This is a genomic window from Allosphingosinicella deserti (assembly GCF_003012735.1).
Lineage (GTDB): Bacteria > Pseudomonadota > Alphaproteobacteria > Sphingomonadales > Sphingomonadaceae > Allosphingosinicella > Allosphingosinicella deserti.
Genome location: NZ_PXYI01000002.1, coordinates 48,515 through 65,035 on the forward strand (window position 1 = coordinate 48,515; position 16,521 = coordinate 65,035).

20 protein-coding genes are annotated in these 16,521 nt (G+C 64.2%); 11 read left to right on the forward strand and 9 right to left on the reverse strand.

Annotation, left to right across the window (positions count from 1 at the left end):
* Positions 1 to 18 precede the first annotated feature (18 nt).
* The 6 genes from C7I55_RS04480 to C7I55_RS04505 all read right to left on the reverse strand — a co-directional run bounded on the left by C7I55_RS04480 (position 19) and on the right by C7I55_RS04505 (position 5,774).
* Positions 19 to 921, reverse strand: a complete 903-nt coding sequence (locus C7I55_RS04480; protein WP_106511729.1) for a ParB/RepB/Spo0J family partition protein — start codon at positions 919 to 921, stop codon at positions 19 to 21.
* Complete coding sequence (locus C7I55_RS04485) at positions 918 to 1,700, reverse strand: ParA family protein (RefSeq protein WP_106511730.1); 783 nt, start codon at positions 1,698 to 1,700, stop codon at positions 918 to 920. The genes C7I55_RS04480 and C7I55_RS04485 overlap by 4 nt, the downstream gene beginning before the upstream one ends.
* On the reverse strand, positions 1,697 to 2,329 hold the full coding sequence (locus C7I55_RS04490) for a 16S rRNA (guanine(527)-N(7))-methyltransferase RsmG (protein ID WP_106511731.1): 633 nt from the start codon (positions 2,327 to 2,329) through the stop codon (positions 1,697 to 1,699). The genes C7I55_RS04485 and C7I55_RS04490 overlap by 4 nt, the downstream gene beginning before the upstream one ends.
* Positions 2,330 to 4,180 carry a tRNA uridine-5-carboxymethylaminomethyl(34) synthesis enzyme MnmG gene (mnmG, locus tag C7I55_RS04495; RefSeq protein ID WP_106511732.1) on the reverse strand — a complete coding sequence of 617 codons (1,851 nt, stop codon included), beginning with the start codon at positions 4,178 to 4,180 and terminating at the stop codon, positions 2,330 to 2,332.
* A 72-nt stretch (positions 4,181 to 4,252) separates the two neighbouring features.
* Positions 4,253 to 5,533, reverse strand: coding sequence for a tRNA uridine-5-carboxymethylaminomethyl(34) synthesis GTPase MnmE (gene mnmE / locus C7I55_RS04500; protein ID WP_106512410.1), 1,281 nt, complete (start codon positions 5,531 to 5,533; stop codon positions 4,253 to 4,255).
* Positions 5,534 to 5,537: 4 nt separating this feature from the next.
* Positions 5,538 to 5,774: a DUF6489 family protein gene (locus C7I55_RS04505; RefSeq protein ID WP_106511733.1), complete on the reverse strand. Its 237-nt coding sequence runs from the start codon at positions 5,772 to 5,774 to the stop codon at positions 5,538 to 5,540.
* 79 nt (positions 5,775 to 5,853) lie between these two features.
* On the opposite strand from C7I55_RS04505, the gene C7I55_RS04510 reads away from it, so the two are divergent.
* The gene (locus C7I55_RS04510) at positions 5,854 to 6,546 is read left to right on the forward strand and encodes a dienelactone hydrolase family protein (RefSeq protein ID WP_106511734.1); all 693 of its coding nucleotides are present in this window, start codon (positions 5,854 to 5,856) and stop codon (positions 6,544 to 6,546) included.
* Positions 6,543 to 7,523 carry a quinone oxidoreductase family protein gene (locus C7I55_RS04515; protein ID WP_106511735.1) on the forward strand — a complete coding sequence of 327 codons (981 nt, stop codon included), beginning with the start codon at positions 6,543 to 6,545 and terminating at the stop codon, positions 7,521 to 7,523. Before C7I55_RS04510 ends, C7I55_RS04515 begins: the two co-directional genes overlap by 4 nt.
* A gap of 78 nt (positions 7,524 to 7,601) precedes the next feature.
* Here C7I55_RS04515 and rho read toward each other — a convergent pair whose 3' ends face one another.
* The 3 genes from rho to hemE form a co-directional block, all read right to left on the reverse strand.
* Positions 7,602 to 8,858 carry a transcription termination factor Rho gene (gene rho, locus C7I55_RS04520; RefSeq protein WP_106511736.1) on the reverse strand — a complete coding sequence of 419 codons (1,257 nt, stop codon included), beginning with the start codon at positions 8,856 to 8,858 and terminating at the stop codon, positions 7,602 to 7,604.
* A 228-nt stretch (positions 8,859 to 9,086) separates the two neighbouring features.
* Positions 9,087 to 9,542, reverse strand: a complete 456-nt coding sequence (locus tag C7I55_RS04525) for a CopD family protein (RefSeq protein WP_408640582.1) — start codon at positions 9,540 to 9,542, stop codon at positions 9,087 to 9,089.
* Positions 9,539 to 10,564 (reverse strand): uroporphyrinogen decarboxylase, encoded by a 1,026-nt coding sequence (hemE, locus tag C7I55_RS04530; protein WP_106511737.1) that lies wholly within the window; start codon positions 10,562 to 10,564, stop codon positions 9,539 to 9,541. The genes C7I55_RS04525 and hemE overlap by 4 nt, the downstream gene beginning before the upstream one ends.
* Positions 10,565 to 10,879: 315 nt before the next feature.
* On the opposite strand from hemE, the gene C7I55_RS04535 reads away from it, so the two are divergent.
* The 9 genes from C7I55_RS04535 (at position 10,880) to C7I55_RS04575 (ending at position 16,428) form a co-directional block, all read left to right on the forward strand.
* Positions 10,880 to 11,710 carry a pyruvate, water dikinase regulatory protein gene (locus C7I55_RS04535; protein WP_233222052.1) on the forward strand — a complete coding sequence of 277 codons (831 nt, stop codon included), beginning with the start codon at positions 10,880 to 10,882 and terminating at the stop codon, positions 11,708 to 11,710.
* Complete coding sequence (locus C7I55_RS04540; RefSeq protein WP_269845193.1) at positions 11,707 to 12,300, forward strand: Maf family protein; 594 nt, start codon at positions 11,707 to 11,709, stop codon at positions 12,298 to 12,300. The genes C7I55_RS04535 and C7I55_RS04540 overlap by 4 nt, the downstream gene beginning before the upstream one ends.
* Positions 12,300 to 13,121 (forward strand): shikimate dehydrogenase family protein, encoded by an 822-nt coding sequence (locus C7I55_RS04545; RefSeq protein ID WP_106511739.1) that lies wholly within the window; start codon positions 12,300 to 12,302, stop codon positions 13,119 to 13,121. The genes C7I55_RS04540 and C7I55_RS04545 overlap by 1 nt, the downstream gene beginning before the upstream one ends.
* Positions 13,118 to 13,711 (forward strand): dephospho-CoA kinase, encoded by a 594-nt coding sequence (gene coaE, locus C7I55_RS04550; protein WP_106511740.1) that lies wholly within the window; start codon positions 13,118 to 13,120, stop codon positions 13,709 to 13,711. The genes C7I55_RS04545 and coaE overlap by 4 nt, the downstream gene beginning before the upstream one ends.
* A gap of 8 nt (positions 13,712 to 13,719) precedes the next feature.
* A complete protein-coding gene (dnaQ, locus tag C7I55_RS04555) occupies positions 13,720 to 14,433 on the forward strand; it encodes a DNA polymerase III subunit epsilon (RefSeq protein WP_106511741.1) in 714 nt (237 codons plus the stop codon).
* Between the two features lie 54 nt (positions 14,434 to 14,487).
* Positions 14,488 to 15,069 carry a ribosome hibernation-promoting factor, HPF/YfiA family gene (hpf, locus tag C7I55_RS04560; RefSeq protein ID WP_106511742.1) on the forward strand — a complete coding sequence of 194 codons (582 nt, stop codon included), beginning with the start codon at positions 14,488 to 14,490 and terminating at the stop codon, positions 15,067 to 15,069.
* 78 nt (positions 15,070 to 15,147) lie between these two features.
* Positions 15,148 to 15,615 carry a PTS sugar transporter subunit IIA gene (locus C7I55_RS04565; RefSeq protein WP_106511743.1) on the forward strand — a complete coding sequence of 156 codons (468 nt, stop codon included), beginning with the start codon at positions 15,148 to 15,150 and terminating at the stop codon, positions 15,613 to 15,615.
* Complete coding sequence (locus C7I55_RS04570; protein ID WP_106511744.1) at positions 15,605 to 16,090, forward strand: PaaI family thioesterase; 486 nt, start codon at positions 15,605 to 15,607, stop codon at positions 16,088 to 16,090. Before C7I55_RS04565 ends, C7I55_RS04570 begins: the two co-directional genes overlap by 11 nt.
* A complete protein-coding gene (locus C7I55_RS04575) occupies positions 16,087 to 16,428 on the forward strand; it encodes a DUF1491 family protein (RefSeq protein WP_106511745.1) in 342 nt (113 codons plus the stop codon). Before C7I55_RS04570 ends, C7I55_RS04575 begins: the two co-directional genes overlap by 4 nt.
* Positions 16,429 to 16,521 lie beyond the last annotated feature (93 nt).

Sequence of the window (16,521 nt, forward strand, 5' to 3'; positions counted from 1 at the left end):
ACGGGCCGAGCCGAGAAGCTAGATCTTTTCCCCGCTTAGGCGCTGACAGATCATGTCGAGCTGATCCAGTGTCGAATAATTGAGCATGACGGCACCGCCAGTCGGCCCGTGCTTGATCTGGACCTTGAGACCAAGCATGTCACCCAATTGCCGTTCCAGCGCGTCGATGTCGGCGCTCGATCCCGGCTTGTAGTCGAGCCGCTGCTGGCGTTCCCGGTTGGGCTTGCCGAACCGGGCAAGCTTCTCGGTGTCGCGCACGGACAGGCCGCGATCGACGACCTCACGCGCGATCGTCTCCGGCTCTGCGGCGGTGACGAGCGCGCGGGCATGACCCATGCTGAGCTCGCCCTCGACCACCATGGTCCTGACAGTTTCCGGAAGATCGAGCAATCTCAACAGGTTGGCGACGTGACTCCGCGACTTGTTGACGATCTTCCCAAGCTCTTCCTGCGTGTGTCCATATTCGTGGATCAGCCTTCGATACCCTTCGGCCTCTTCGATCGCATTGAGATCCTGCCGCTGGATGTTTTCGAGCAGGGCGACTTCGAGCGTTTCCGCGTCGTTGAACTCGCGAACGATTACCGGGACTTCGTGCAGCCGCGCCTTCTGCGCCGCACGCCAGCGACGCTCCCCGGCGACGATCTGATAGCGGTGCCCGTGCGGACGCACGACGATCGGCTGGATCAGCCCGCGAGTCTGGATCGACTCGGCAAGCTCCGCCAGCGCGGCTTCGTCGAAATGGCGGCGCGGCTGATCGAGGTGCGGCTCGATGCTCGACACCGGCATCATCTGGACGCCGCCGCGCGCGGCGCTCGCCCCGCCGGCGGAGATCGGCGCTTCCTGCGCGACTTCACCAAGCAGCGACGACAGGCCGCGCCCGAGCCCCGAAGGACGTCGACGTGCCGGAGCGTCGTCGCTCATGCCGCCACCGCGCGCTTGGGCATTCGGGCGATCAGTTCGCGGGCGAGTGCAATGTAGGCTTCGGAGCCGGAGCAGCGATGGTCGTAGATAAGAGCGGGTATCCCGTGGCTGGGCGCTTCGGACAGGCGAACGTTGCGGGGAATGACGGTGTCGAACACCACCTTGCCGAGGCAGGCGCGAACGTCATCGGCAACCTGCGCGGACAGATTGTTGCGACGGTCGAACATGGTCAGCGCAACGCCAAGAATAGAGAGCTCGGGATTGAACCTGGCGCGGATGCGCTCGATCGTCTGCAGCAGCTGGCTGAGGCCCTCGAGAGCGAAGAACTCGGTCTGCAGCGGCACCAGAATCGAATGAGCGGCAACGAGCGCATTGATCGTCAGCAGGCCCAGCGAGGGCGGACAATCGATAAGGCACACATCCCACCGGCCCGGCGGAGTGGACGCAAGCGCATTGTCGAGCCGGTGTGTTCGTTCCGGCAACTCGACCAGCTCGATCTCCGCTCCGGATAGATCGACCGTTGCCGGCACGAGATCGAGACGCGGAACCCGGGTAGGTACGAAGGCTTCCTCGACCGTGCAGCTCGACGTGAGCAGGTCGTAGCTGGACAGATCACGCTGGGCGTGGCCGATGCCGAGCCCGGTGGAGGCATTGCCCTGCGGATCGAGATCAACGAGCAGGACGCGCCAACCGGTTGCGGCAAGCGCCGTTGCGATGTTGATCGCCGTCGTGGTCTTGCCAACCCCGCCCTTCTGATTGGCTACGGCTATACGGATCATCGGGTTCGTTTCCCCCCATGCTTGCGGCGAACCTCGCGGGCGACGATGATCTGCGCGTCGGAATCGGTGAGGCTCGGCTCGAGACGAAAGTCACCCTGCCATGAAGACCGAATCGCGTCGAGTTCGGACTTCGCGTTTCGTCCCTTTGGAAGCACCCAAACCGTATCAGTTGTGGAAAACTTCTCTGCGAGGCCCAGCAATTTGTCCAATGGCGCGAAAGCGCGGGCGCTGATCACGGCAAAAGCCCCCAGGGGAACCGCTTCGATCTTCGAAAGGAGGATGTCGGTTCGCTCGGCTACACCCAGGATTTCAGCACTGCGAATGAGGAACTCGACCCTGAGCCGACGTGCCTCGACCAGCGTGAAATTTGCAGGATGCATCGCCGCCGCGATCAAACCTGGAAAGCCGGCGCCGGTCCCCAGATCAAGCCACGTGTTTGCCTGTTCCGGAACGAAGCGAAGCAATTGCGCCGAGTCGTAGATGTGGCGCGCCCACACCGACTCCAGCGACGGTCGGGAAACAAGATTCTGCCTGTCATTCTCCTCGGTGAGGTATCGAACGAAGCTGTCGAGCCTTGCTAATGTTTCACGTGGAACATCGAGAGCATCGCGAGCTTGGTCCTCGGTCACTTAAGCGGCTTTTCGACGGGCATGGACGAGAATTGCGGCGAGCGCGGCGGGCGTGATGCCGCGAATACGGCTCGCCGCGCCGATCGTCTGAGGCCGGGATCGGGTGAGGCGTTCGACCATCTCATTCGAGAGTCCTGCTATCGCGGAATAATTAAGATCAAGCGGAACGCGGATTGCTTCATCGGCCCGAAGCCGCGAAATCTCCGCCTGCTGTCGTTCGACATAGGGGGCGTAGCGATGGTCCTCGACAGCCTCCTCGAGGATGTCACTCGGCATCTTAGCCAGTTCCGGTAAGAGCTTCAGCAACGCGGATCGGTCCACGGCCGGGAAGCGCAGCCACTCAGCGAGGGTCCGACGCACACCGTCATCCCGGACGTCGATGCCCACTCGGATCAGCTCCGCTCCCGTCCGTGCAACGCTGAGCGAATCTTCGATCGCCCGACGGTGGAACCTGGAACGTTCGAAATGGCGGCGCCGCTCAGGCGTAGTAGCTCCAGCGTCGATCGCCTGCTGAGTCAGCCGCGCCTCGGCATTGTCCGCGCGGAGACGGAGCCGATACTCGGCACGCGCAGTCAGCATGCGATACGGCTCAGTGACGCCCTGGAGGGTGAGATCGTCGACCATGACGCCGATATAGGAATCGCCGCGATCGAACAGGATCGGCTCCCCGGCTCCGGCATGCGCCGCCGCGTTGAGGCCGGCAACCAGGCCCTGCGCTGCCGCTTCTTCATAGCCCGTGGTGCCGTTGATCTGGCCGGCGAGGAACAGGCCGGAAACGTCGCGCACGCCCAGCGATGGTTCGAGGATTCTCGGATCCACGTGATCATACTCGACGGCGTAACCGGGCTGGAGAATCTCGACCCTTCGGAGTCCCGGCATCGACCGCACCATGGCCAGCTGGACGTCCTCCGGCAAGGATGTCGAGATTCCGTTGGGATAGACGACGTGGTCGTCCAAGCCTTCCGGTTCGAGGAAGACCTGGTGAGATTCCCGATCGGCGAAACGATGAACCTTGTCCTCGATCGATGGGCAATAGCGAGGCCCGACGCCGACAATCTCACCGGCGAAGAGCGGTGAACGATCGAGCCCGCCCCGGATGATCGCGTGAGCCTCGGGCGTAGTGCGGGTAATCGCACAAAAGAGCTGCGGTGCCGAACGCCCGCCCCCCATCGGCGACATCGTCCAGTGAGAGGGATCCGAATCCTGGCGCTCCAGCGCGCCCCAATCGATCGTGCGCCCGTCGAGCCGGGGAGGCGTCCCGGTCTTCAGCCGCGCGAGTGGAAGGTTCATTGCCCGGAGTTGGAAAGCGATCGCAGTCGCCGCACGCTCCCCGACACGGCCGCCGGCGCAGCTCGTCATGCCGAAGTGCAGCTTTCCTCCAAGGAAAGTTCCGGTGGCGAGTACCACAGCCTTCGCACCAATCTGCGAGCCATCGGCCAAGGTCAGGCCGGTGATAACCCGTCCGTCCAGCTGCAACGCGGCAGCTTCACCCTCAATGACCACCAAGCCAGGTTGCGCATCTACGAACCCTTGCACAGCGGATTTGAACAGCCGGCGATCGGCCTGCACTCTTGGTCCCCGGACCGCAGCACCCTTGCTGGCATTGAGCATCCGATAGTGAATGCCGGCTGCGTCGGCCGCCCGTCCGATCACGCCATCAAAGGCATCCACCTCCTTGACCAGATGGCCCTTGCCCAGGCCCCCAATGGCAGGATTGCACGACATGGCTCCAATTTGCCCGCGTGCGAACGTGACGAGCCCGACGGCCGCACCCATCCTGGCGGCCGCACAGGCCGCTTCGACGCCGGCATGTCCGCCGCCGACGATGATGACATCGAATTTCTGGTTCACGACGCGCCTTTAGCGCAAAATCGGCCCGGAGCGAAGACGGCAACTTCCACCATGTTCCACGTGAAACATGCCCTACTTCCCGATGCAGAAACGCCCGAACAGGGCGTCCAGCATGTTCTCGACACCCGAACGTCCGGTGATCGCGTCCAATGCCACTCGTGCCTGGCGGAGGCTCTCCGCGGCGATGAGATGGTCAGCGGTTCCAATGACCTCCTGCAGCTGGGCGCGTACCCGCACCAACTCCGACCGGTGGCGCTCGTTCAGCGCGACCTCGCCGTTGCCCGGCAAAAGGCATCTTGCCCGGGAGATCAGCAAATCAATCAACGCGCTCATCCCCTCCCCTGTCTCCGCCGAAACGCCAATAGCGGCTCGAGGCGACGGCTCACCAAGCCCAAGGTCGATCTTGGACTGAACGATGATCGCGCGCTCCGGGTGAGGACAGTCCTCTGCCGCTCCGAGCCACAGCACGACATCCGCTGCGGCAATGCTGTCGAGCGCCCTCCCTACACCGATGGCTTCGACCTCGTCGTCACTTTCCCGCAGGCCAGCCGTGTCGACCAGCAAGAAGGGCGTACCCGCGATCGAGGTCGGGGCTTCGACAAGATCACGTGTCGTTCCGGCAATCGCTGCGACGATGGCTGCCTGGCGGCCGACGAGCCAGTTGAGCAGGCTTGACTTCCCGGCATTCGGCGGTCCCGCGATCACCACCCGCACGCCATCGCGCAGACGTTCGACGGACGGGCGGGCAAGATAGGCGTCGAGCTCCGCCGCGAACGCAGCGACCTCTTCGATCCAGCGCGGCGGCAAATCGTCGCCGACCTCACCTTCGTCGGAGAAATCAAGGCTCGCTTCCAGCCGCGCGGAGAGCCCAAGCAGGGTCTGTTGCCAGATCTCGATCTGCCGGCTGAGGGCACCCCCGGCGAGCGCCTGGGCCGCCCTGCGCTGTGACTGGGTTTCGGCGGACAGAAGATCGGCGAGCCCTTCCGCCTCCGGGAGATCCACGCGGCCATTATCGAACGCACGGCGGGTGAACTCACCTGCCACAGCAGGACGAAAGCCGTCGAGCTCCGCCAAAGCTTCCAGCACGACCGCAACGATAGCCCTGCCACCATGAAGATGAAGCTCAACGAGATCCTCCCCGGTGACACTGCCAGGCCCGGGGAACCGGATCACCACGGCCCGATCGAGCACCTCGCCAGCGCGGCGCAAGGTGGCCAGCTGCGCGTGTCGCGGCGGCGGCAGGCTGCCCGCGAGTTCAGCAAGCGCGGCGTCCGCCCGTGGGCCGCTGATCCGAACGATCGCGATCGCGGCCGGCGGTGCGCCGGACGACAGAGCGAAAATGGTGTCGGCGATCGGCTCAGCCCTCACGGCGTCCGCTCATCCCTTCGAGCATGGATCGCCACATCGACATTCCGGCCTCGCTCATCGGACCCCACTTGTTCATCATGTCGCCGACCATGTCGGGCGTCACGCCTTCGCTTACCGCCTTGGTCATGCGATCGACATAAGCGGCGTGCACGGGTGCGAGATCGGGCAGTCCCATGAATCGGCGTGCCTCCTCGGGCGTGCAATCCACATCCACCGTGATTTTCATCGTCTGCGTCTCCCGGTTATTGCCGCGTGTTCGACGACTATGTGTATAGAAGCCGCCTTCGCACAAGGAGAACAGACGCATGATCCGGATCGACACGCTCGACGGCACCGACAGTTTCGGTGCCTACCTGGCCGAGCCCACCGATACGCCCCGCGCGGCCATCGTCGTCATCCAGGAGATATTCGGCGTCAACGAAGGCATCCGCCGCAAGTGCGATGGCTGGGCGGAGAAAGGCTATCTCGCCATTGCGCCCGATCTTTTCTGGCGACTCGAACCGGGAGTCGAACTCGATCCGGATCAGGAGCCGGAGTTGCAGCAGGCATTCGGATTGATGAACCGGTTCGACCAGGATCAGGGAATTGCCGACATCGAGGCAACGCTTCGCGCGGTTCGGGCACGCCTGCCCGAGGGCGCGAAGATCGGCTGCGTCGGCTACTGCCTTGGCGGCCGACTTGCCTATATGACTGCGGCGCGTACCGACGTCGATGCGAGCGTCGGCTATTACGCGGTTGGCCTGCCGAACATCCTGCACGAGAAGAATGCGATCGCACGGCCGCTCCTGCTGCACATCGCCGGCGCCGATCATTTCGTCACGCCCGACCAGCAGCAGGCGATGCACGAAGGCCTCGACGATCATCCACGCGTGACCCTGGTCGATTATCCCGGCGAGGATCACGGCTTTGCCGCCGAGATGGGCAATCGGCGCAGCGAACAGGCTGCCCGGCAGGCCGATGCACGCACCGAAACCTTCTTCGCGGAGCATCTCGGGTGAGCGATCCCTATGCCTTCATCCTCCGCGAGACCGGCGGACCAGAGACGCTCGCCGCCGAGGGGATCAGCATCCCGGTTCCCGGCCCAGGTCAGGTGCTGGTTCGCCATGAGGCGATCGGGCTCAATTTCATCGACACCTATCATCGCTCCGGCCTCTACCCGCTTCCGCTCCCGTCCGGGGTTGGCAACGAAGCTGCCTGCACCATCGAAAGTGTCGGCGAAGGCGTGAGCGGGTTTCGTGAGGGGAACCGGGTTGGTTACTTCACGGGTCCCCTCGGAGCCTATTCGACGCATCGCGTAGTCGACGCCAATCGGCTCGTGCCGCTTCCGGACGATATCGGCTTCGAAGATGCGGCGGCAACGATGCTGAAGGGCTGCACCGCCGAATATTTGATCGAGCGATGCGCACGCGTCGCCGCCGGCGACACGGTGCTCGTCCATTCCGCGGCAGGCGGCGTCGGTTCGATCCTCGTTCCGTGGCTGAAGGCCATTGGCGCCACAGTCATCGCCCATGCCGGAGACAGCCGCAAGGCGGCGATTGCGAAGGAGCTCGGCGCCGATCATGCGCTTTGCTGCCCGCTCGATGAGCTCGCCTCCGAAGTGCGCACGCGGACCGAAGGCAAGGGCGTGCCGGTGGTCCTCGACGGTGTCGGCGCTGCGAGCTGGAAAGCGTCGCTGGGATCGGTCGCACGCCGCGGCATAGTCGTCACCTACGGCAATGCGTCTGGCCCGGTGCCCCCATTCACGGCCCTGGATCTGCTCAGCGCCGGGTCGATCTTCGTCACCCGCCCGACTCTCGGCGACTATTGTCACACCCAGGAAGAGCGCCAGAATTCCGCCGCCCGCGTCTTCGAGATGATCCGCAGCGGCGTCGTCAAGGTGCGGATAGGGGCGCGCTTCCCGCTGCGCGACGCCGCGGAGGCGCATCGGGCGATCGAGAGCCGGGCAACCACCGGCTCGACGGTGCTGATGCCGTGAAGAAAATCCTCCCCGAACTGGCTTCAGGGAGGATCAGAATATCGTGCAGCGTTTAATCGCGTGCCGGAATCGTTGCCCTTACGAGTTCATCGAGGCGAAGAAATCCTCGTTCGACTTGGCGTCCTTCATCTTGTCGAGGAGGAACTGCATCGCGTCGACGGTACCCATCTGCATGAGGATGCGGCGGAGGACCCACATCTTCGATAGCGTACCCTGGTCAACGAGCAATTCCTCCTTGCGCGTGCCCGAGCGGCCAACGTCCAGCGACGGGAAGATGCGCTTGTCCGAAACCTTGCGGTCCAAAACGATTTCCGAGTTGCCGGTGCCCTTGAACTCTTCGAAAATGACTTCGTCCATCTTGGAGCCGGTGTCGATCAGCGCGGTGGCGATGATCGAAAGCGAGCCGCCCTCCTCTATGTTGCGGGCCGCGCCGAAGAAGCGCTTGGGACGCTGCAGCGCGTTGGCGTCGACGCCGCCGGTCAGCACCTTGCCCGACGACGGCACCACCGTGTTGTAGGCGCGGCCGAGGCGGGTGATCGAATCGAGAAGAATGACAACGTCCTTCTTGTGCTCGACGAGCCGCTTGGCCTTTTCGATCACCATCTCGGCAACCTGGACGTGGCGTTGCGCCGGCTCGTCGAAGGTCGAGGAGACGACCTCGCCGCGCACCGAGCGCTGCATGTCGGTCACTTCCTCCGGACGCTCGTCGATCAGCAGGACGATCAGAAAGACTTCCGGATGGTTGTCGGTGATCGCCTTGGCGATGTTCTGGAGAAGCACGGTCTTGCCGGTGCGCGGTGGCGCGACGATCAGCGCGCGCTGACCCTTGCCCTGCGGCGAGATGATGTCGATCACCCGCGCCGACTTGTCCTTCACCGTCGGATCGAGCGTGTCGAGCGTCAGCTTCTGGTTGGGGTAAAGCGGCGTCAGATTGTCGAAATTGACCCGGTGACGCACGGCATCGGGATCGTCGTAATTGATCTGGCTGACACGAACCAGGCTGAAATAGCGTTCGCCTTCCTTGGGCCCGCGAATCTCGCCTTCGACCGTATCGCCGGTGCGCAGGCCGAATTTGCGGACCTGGTTCGGCGCCACATAGATGTCGTCGGGGCCGGCCAGGTAATTGGCTTCCGGCGAGCGCAGGAAACCGAAGCCGTCGGGGAGCACTTCGATCGTTCCCATGCCCATGATCTCCTGGCCGTTCTCGGCCTGGACCTTGAGGATGGAAAACATCAGCTCTTGCTTGCGGAGCGTCGATGCGCCCTCGATTCCGATCGCCTCGGCCATCGCGACGAGGTCGGCGGGGGATTTCAGTTTCAGGTCCTTGAGGTGCATCTGAGAACTCGGCGCAGGTGGATTGGGGGTGTCGTGCGGGTCGCGAGACAAGATCACGATGTGAGGTGATTGCCCACGCGGACGGCGGGCCAACGACTCTTGCGGAGTTAGGCGCGCCCCCGATTCAAGTCAAGCGACGGAGCATCCGCGATGGAGGAAAAGGAAAGCCCGTCTTTTCCGCGCGCCCATCACCCAGCCGAAGCTGCGCGCACCTTCGGCGCATGCGCCTCAGAACGGCTTCACGATTACCAGGATGACGATCAGCACGGTTGCGAGGCCGGGAATCTCGTTCATGATGCGCAGAGACTTGCCGCTGAGCGGCCGCTGGCCCGCGGCGAGCTTGCGGCCATAGCCGACCAGCCAGCCGTGATAGCCGGACAGAGCGACCACGATGGCGAACTTGGCGTGGAACCATCCCTCCTGCCAGGCGCCGGTCGTCCAAGCGAGCGACAGGCCGAGCACCCAGACGAGGATCATCGCCGGGGTGATGATGATCTTGCGAAGCTTGGTCTCGCGATCGATCCAGCGTTTCTCCTCGTCGGAGCCAGGCGCCGATTCCTGATGATAGACGTAGTAGCGCGGCAACATGAACATGCCCGCGATCCAGAAGATCACGAAAATGACATGGCCGGCCTTGAGCCAGGCGTACGTCAAGCTGAGGGCGCTCTCGATACCATCGATCACCGACGCACCAAGGCGATGAGCTGCTCGACGTGCTGGATCGGCGTGTCCGGCAAAATTCCGTGCCCCAGATTGAAGACGTGCGGTCGGTCCGCGAAGCTAGATAGGATGCGCTCCACCGCGCTGGCAAGCGTCTCGCCCCCGGCAATCAGCGCGAGCGGATCCAGATTGCCCTGTACGGGCAGATTTTCGGGCAGCGCGGCCGCAGCCCAGACCGGATCCACCGTTTCGTCGATGCCGATCGCATCGACCCCGGTCTCGCGTGCATAAGCCGGCAGCTTGCCGCCGGCGCCCTTGGGAAAGCCGATGATCGGCACGTCCGGATGCCGTGCCTTCAGACCCTGTACGATCTGGACGGTCGGGGCGATCACCCAACGCTCGAACTGGGCGGGGGACAACGACCCAGACCAACTGTCGAACAGCTGGACGGCTTCGACGCCTGCTTCGATCTGTGCGGAAAGATAATCGACGGTCATGGCCGCAATCGCAGCGATGATCTCGGCGAACGCGGCGTCGTCCGTATAGGCCTTGCGCCGGGTTTCGCCCTGATCCTTGCTCCCCCTGCCCGCCACCATATAGGTCGAAACGGTCCAGGGACTGCCCGCGAAGCCCAGGAAGGTGGTCTCCGGGGGCAACGACGCCGCCACTTTCTCCACAGTCTTGTAGACCGGCTCCAGACGCTCCCTGGCGGGTTCAAGCGATGCGAGCGCCGCATCGACCAGCGGCGGTGACAGACGTGGTCCCTCACCCGCTTCGAACCGCAGCTCCTGGCCGATCGCGTACGGGATCATCAGGATGTCGGAGAACAGGATCGCACCGTCGAAGCCGAACCGGCGGATCGGCTGCAGCGTCACTTCGGCGGCGGCATCCGGATCGGTCGCGAGATCCAGGAAGCCGCCCTTCTCGGCCCGCAGAGCACGATATTCGGGTAGGTAGCGTCCCGCTTGGCGCATCAGCCAAAGCGGTGTTTTTACAGGCTTTTCTCCCTGCAGGACGCTGAGTAGCAATTTGTTCGAAAGGGCCATGAGGACGGCTGGGCTCCGCTCTACTCTCTCTCAAAGAGTCTTTAATAAGAGAGTCTGATGAAGGTTGTTGGTCGGCGGATGGTGGGGTTTATTCCCTCCACCCGATTTTGCAAACAGCTTGACTCTCGCGCGGCCGCGGAAGCCTGCGGATTCGCGGGAACCATCCCCGTTATCCACATCGAGCCGCATGGAACTATCCAGGCTTTGCGACTCTGTGGATCGAATCCGGATTGCGGGCGCGAATCCTGTGCTTGCAACCGTCCCGAGGGTTCCGCTAGCGATTTCAACACGCTTATCCACAGGGGTGATTTTCACGTGACGCTTCACCTGCATCTCCTGTCGGATTCGACCGGCGAAACCCTCGAACTGATCGCCAAGGCGTGTCTCGCGCAGTTCGACGAGGTCGATGTGGTGCGCCACCTGTGGCCGATGGTGCGCTCCGAAGGGCATCTCGATCGCGTTCTCGACGACATCGAACGGCGCCCGGGCCTCGTCCTCTACACGCTGGTGAACAGCAATATCCGCCGCGAGCTCGAGCAGAAGACCCGGCGGCGCGGCATCCATACCGTCTCCGCTCTGGATCCGGTCGTCGACGCCTTGTCCGCGGTGCTCAACCAGCAGGCGAAAGCCCGCCCCGGACGTCAGCATGCGCTGGACGCCGCCTATTTCGCCCGCGTCGACGCGATCCAGTTCAGCATCGCGCACGACGACGGCATCGGGTGGGAGAATTGGGAGGAAGCGGACATCGTGCTCGCGGGCGTTTCGCGCACGTCCAAGACGCCGACGTCCATCTATCTTGCCAATCGCGGCTACAAGGTCGCGAACATTCCGCTGGTGCCGGAATCACCGCCCCCGCCGAAGCTGTTTTCCCTGAAGCATCCGCTGGTGGTGGGGCTCACCACCAATCCCGACCGCCTGATCCAGATCCGGCGCAACCGCCTGCTCTCGCTCAACCAGGCGCCGGAAACCGACTATGTGGACACCGATGCGGTCGCAGCCGAGCTTGCCTTTTCACGAAGGATCTTCGCCGACAACGGATGGCCGGTCATCGATGTCACCCGCCGCTCGATCGAGGAGACCGCCTACGCGATCGTGAAATTGTGCAACGAGCGGATCGATACGGCGGCCGAGGCCGGCGCGCAGTGAGACTTCTTCTGGCTTCCAAGAGCGAAGCGCGCCGCGCGATGCTGGACGCCGCCGGTATCGCCTTCGAGCCCGTCGAGGCCGAGATCGACGAGGCCGCCGCGAAAGCCGGGCTGGAGGGCGCAGGCTTCGATCCCCGTGGGATCGCCGAGGAGCTCGCCCAATTGAAGGCTTTGTCCGTCGCGCAGGCCGAAGGCGCCCTCGTCCTCGGTTCGGACCAGACGCTCGAGGCTGCCGACGGGACGATGCTGAGCAAACCCACGTCACGCGCCGAGGCCCTGGAGCAGTTGCGCTTCCTGGCCGGACGAACGCATCATCTTCATTCCGCCGCCGTGATCGCGGAGGCCGGTGAAGCCGCCTGGTGGCATTGCGAGACGGTCGAGATGACGATGCGGCCGCTGAGCGATGCCTTTCTCGAGACCTATCTCGATGCCGAGTATGAAGCGATACGATGGAGCGTCGGCGGCTATCGGATCGAGGGACCGGGCATTCAATTGTTCGACCGGATCCAGGGAAGCCACTTCGCCATTCTGGGGATGCCGCTTCTTCCCCTCCTCTCTTATCTGCGCGAGCGCGGACTGATCGCCCGCTGATGACCATCCCCTATGCCGAGGTGATCGGAGATCCGATCGCCCATTCGAAATCGCCGTTGATCCATGGCCTGTGGCTGAAACAACTGGGGCTTCCGTTCGACTATCGCCGGACGCGCGTCGTGGCAGAGGATCTCGGCGCCTATTTCGATCGGCGGCGAGCGGACCCGGACTGGCGCGGGTGCAACATCACCATCCCGCACAAGATTGCCGCGATCGCGCATGTCGATAGCTGCGATTCCGGCGAGGTCGGCGCGATCAATTGCGTCGTACCGGAGGGCGCCGGCTTGCGCGGCCTCAACAGCGATGTCCTCGGGCTGGTCGAGGCGCTCCAGGCGTGCGACGCGAACGGCCCCGCGGTGCTGCTCGGCACCGGCGGTGCCGCGCGCGCGGCACTGGCCTGGATGGCTGGCGCAGGCGTGTCGGAGATTCGCATCCTCGCCCGCGACCGCGCCAAGGCCGAGCAATTGCTGCAGGCGTTCGACGCTCCGGGACGCGTGTTCGGGCTGGATGCGGCCGACGACGCCCTGGCCGGCGCGGCGGGACTGCTCAACGCGACGCCGATGGGAATGGATGGCTTCGATCCGGTTCCGGAGGCGGTGCTCACCGCGCTCCAAGGTCTTCGCCCGAACGGGTTCGTTCTCGACATGGTCTATGTTCCCGTCGACACCCTCCTCCTCCAGCGCGCGCGCGCCGCGGGCCTCATCCCCGTGGATGGACTGGCGATGCTGATCGGGCAGGCGAAATCCGCCTTTCGGCTGTTTTTCGGAACCAACCCGCCCGCGGCCGGCGATGCGGAGCTTCGAGCGATCCTGACGTCATGATCGTACTCGGCCTCACCGGATCGATCGGCATGGGCAAATCCACCGTCGCCGCCATATTCGCCGAGGAAGGCGTCCCCGTTTTCGATGCGGACGCCGAAGTTCATCGTCTGCAGGGCCCCGACGGGGCGCTCCTCGCGGAGATCGAAGCCCACTTCCCGGGAACTACCGGCGCCGCCGGCGTCGATCGGACCGCGCTTGCCGAACGGGTGCTCGCGGCGCCGGACGCCCTTCGGCAGCTGGAGGCCCTGGTTCATCCCGCGGTCGCGCACGCGCGCGAAGCCTTCCTCGCGTCCAACGCCGCCGCGCCGCTCGTTCTCCTCGACATCCCGCTGCTGTTCGAAAAGGAGGGTTGGCGCGCGGTCGACAAGATCGCCGTCGTCTCCGCGCCCGAGGCCGTCCAGCGGACCCGAGTCCTGGCCCGCCCGGGGATGACCGCAGACAAGTTCGCGCGAATCCTCGGCCGGCAGATGCCCGATTCCGAGAAACGGGCTCGCGCCGATTTCGTCATCGATACAGGCGGTTCGCTCGAGCAGACTCGCGACTCCGTTCGGCGCATCGCGGCTTGTCTCCGGGAGTCGCCCAAAGCATAAGCCGGGACATGCGCGAGATCGTCTTCGACACGGAAACCACCGGCCTCAACCCGCTGACCGGAGACCGGATGGTCGAGATCGGTTGCGTCGAATTGTTCAATCGAGTTGAAACCGGGCGCACCTTCCACGCCTATTTCAACCCGCAGCGGTCGATGCCCGCCGGCGCCGAAGCGGTGCACGGCCTTTCGGAAGCCTTTCTGTCCGACAAGCCCTGCTTCCACGAACTCGTCGACGACCTCATCGACTTCCTCGGCGATTGCCCGCTGGTCGCCCACAATGCGAGCTTCGATTTCGGGTTCCTCAACCACGAGCTCAGCACCTGCGGCCGGCCGCTCATCTGCATGACGCGGATGGTCGACACGCTGGTTCTCGCGCGCACACGCCACCCGGGTGCCAAGCACAGTCTCGACGCATTGTGCACACGCTACGGCGTGGATCGCAGTCTGCGTATCAAGCACGGCGCGCTGATCGACGCCCAGCTTCTGGCGCAATGCTATGTCGAACTGACCGGGGGACGGCAGATCGGACTGTCGCTCGCCGACACGATCATCATCGAAGAGAAGGATTCGCGTCCGAGCGAGGCACTTGTCGGGGAACGGATCGTTGTTCAGGTGCGGCCACCCCGGCCTCATGCCCCCACAGAGGAAGAGCTTGCAGCACATTCCGCATTCCTGGCCACCATTTCCGATCCCATCTGGGCTCGACTGGATGGCCGCGGTTGACGCCAGCCGGGCACGAGGCCTAATCCGCCGCCAATTCCTCTGGTGGAGTGAAGAATGGACATTCGGGTCTCTGGCCATCAGGTCGACACGGGCGAGGCGCTTCGGAGCCGCGTCGAAGACCGGCTCAACGCGATCGCCGACAAATATTTCTCGCGCGCCATTTCGGCGCAGGTGACGTTCGGCAAGGGGCCGCACGACCACGGTTTCACCTGCGAGATCGTCTCCTACGTGCCGGCCGGCGTGGTGCTGAAAGCCAGCGACCGTGCTGCCGATGCGCACGCCGCCTTCGATGCGGCGGCGGACAAGGTGGAAAAGCAGCTTCGCCGCTATACGCGCCGGCTCAAGGATCGCCAGGCGCCGAGTCCGGCCCAGGCCCTGGAGGACCTCTCCAATGCCGAGTATCGCGTCTTCTCGGCCGCCGATGGCCAAGACGACGAGGATGTCGGCGAGCATCCGCTGATCGTAGCGGAAACGCGGGTCGATATTCCCGATGCAAGCGTGTCCGATGCGGTGATGATGCTCGATCTTCGCAACACCAATGCGCTGATGTTCCGCAACAGTGGCACGGGAAGCTTCAACATGGTCTATCGCCGCGAAGACGGGACGATCGGCTGGGTGGAGCCGAAGGCGCAATGAGCCGAAGGGCGTGCACGCGCATTACCGACTTTTCCTGACACGGGGGCTGGGGGCAGTCCCCCAGCAACCGGTGCCTCGATGAGCGATTTGTCTCACATGCTGACGGTGGACGGCATCGATGCCGGCCTCACCGCCTCGAACAAGAAAGCGCTTTTCCAGCAGCTCGGCACGGCGGCCAGCCGCCTCACCGGGATCTCGGCGCGCGACATCGTCAGCGCGCTGAGTGAGCGCGAGAAGCTCGGATCCACCGGCTTTGGCGGCGGGATCGCAATCCCGCACGGCAAGATCGAGGGCCTGGAGCGGGTCTTCGGCTATTTTGCTCGATTGACCGCGCCGATCGATTTCCAGTCCGTCGACACGCTTCCGGTCGACTTGGTCTTCCTGATCCTGTCGCCGCCGGATTCGGGTGCGGATCATCTCAAGGCGCTTGCCAGCGTCAGCCGCACCTTGCGCGACAAATCGACCCTGGCCAAGCTTCGGGGCGCGCGTTCCCGGGACGCGATCTTCGCCCTGCTCGCCGGCGTCGAGAGCCTCCATGCCGCCTGATGCCGTCGTCCGCCCGGCTGCGGTTGCCGGGGCGGACGCGCATTATCGAGCGCTGGAATCCCTCTACCGTCACGCGCCGATCAACCGCTTCTTCGAATCGGAGCTCGAGATCGTCGAGGAGGGCTTCGCCCGGATCCGCTTCGACGTCCGCGAAGAAGTGTTCCATGCGGCCGGTGCCGCCCACGGCACCACCTATTTCAAGATGCTCGACGACGCCGCTTTCTATGCCTGCAACAGCCTCGTGACCGATCGCTTTCTGCTGACCACCGCCTTCAACCTGCTATTCACCCGCCCCCTTCGCTCGGGCCCGATCGTGGCCGAGGGTCGCTGGGCGAGCGGCCGCCGCCGGGTGATGGTGGGTGAGGCGAGGTTGATCGATGCCGAGGGAGAGGAAGCCGCCCGCGGCACCGGCACCTTCATGCGTTCGCACATCCCCCTGTCGACCCTGCCCGGTTACGCGACCACAGGACGATGACTCCCCGGATCGCGTCCAGTGTGCTGGTCGGGGCGTTGATCCGCAAAGCGGAAGCATCGGGCGGCTTCGCCGCGGTGCTCAGCAAGGGCGACACCGTATCGGGTGCGATCCTGGTCCTTCTCACCGAACGGGGTGCGATCCCGCACCTGCTGGAGCGCATATTGCAGGCTGACGGCTGTTACGCATGGCACTCGCCCAAGGCCGAAGGTTTCCAGAATATTGCAGAGGTTGCTCAATTCGTCGAACGACGAAGGCGGTTCGACCCGGATTTGTGGGTTTTGGAACTGGATATCGCATCTGCCGAACGGTTCGCCGCCGATATGAACGCTTTCGATTGACCGCTCAGCGCCAAGCCGCCTAGGGCCGCCCGGTTCTATCGCGAGGAGCGGGGGCCGGCCACACCCGGGGTAAGGGAGGGAGCCGGTCACGCG

Coding starts and splice junctions, on each gene's coding strand:
- C7I55_RS04505 (WP_106511733.1), bottom strand. CDS start 5,774: ATGAAAATCACGGTGGATGTGGATTGCACGCCCGAGGAGGCACGCCGA.
- coaE (WP_106511740.1), top strand. CDS start 13,118: ATGATCGTACTCGGCCTCACCGGATCGATCGGCATGGGCAAATCCACC.
- hpf (WP_106511742.1), top strand. CDS start 14,488: ATGGACATTCGGGTCTCTGGCCATCAGGTCGACACGGGCGAGGCGCTT.
- C7I55_RS04570 (WP_106511744.1), top strand. CDS start 15,605: ATGCCGCCTGATGCCGTCGTCCGCCCGGCTGCGGTTGCCGGGGCGGAC.
- rho (WP_106511736.1), bottom strand. CDS start 8,858: ATGCACCTCAAGGACCTGAAACTGAAATCCCCCGCCGACCTCGTCGCG.
- C7I55_RS04510 (WP_106511734.1), top strand. CDS start 5,854: ATGATCCGGATCGACACGCTCGACGGCACCGACAGTTTCGGTGCCTAC.
- C7I55_RS04485 (WP_106511730.1), bottom strand. CDS start 1,700: ATGATCCGTATAGCCGTAGCCAATCAGAAGGGCGGGGTTGGCAAGACC.
- C7I55_RS04575 (WP_106511745.1), top strand. CDS start 16,087: ATGACTCCCCGGATCGCGTCCAGTGTGCTGGTCGGGGCGTTGATCCGC.
- dnaQ (WP_106511741.1), top strand. CDS start 13,720: ATGCGCGAGATCGTCTTCGACACGGAAACCACCGGCCTCAACCCGCTG.
- C7I55_RS04545 (WP_106511739.1), top strand. CDS start 12,300: ATGACCATCCCCTATGCCGAGGTGATCGGAGATCCGATCGCCCATTCG.
- C7I55_RS04480 (WP_106511729.1), bottom strand. CDS start 921: ATGAGCGACGACGCTCCGGCACGTCGACGTCCTTCGGGGCTCGGGCGC.
- C7I55_RS04565 (WP_106511743.1), top strand. CDS start 15,148: ATGAGCGATTTGTCTCACATGCTGACGGTGGACGGCATCGATGCCGGC.
- hemE (WP_106511737.1), bottom strand. CDS start 10,564: ATGGCCCTTTCGAACAAATTGCTACTCAGCGTCCTGCAGGGAGAAAAG.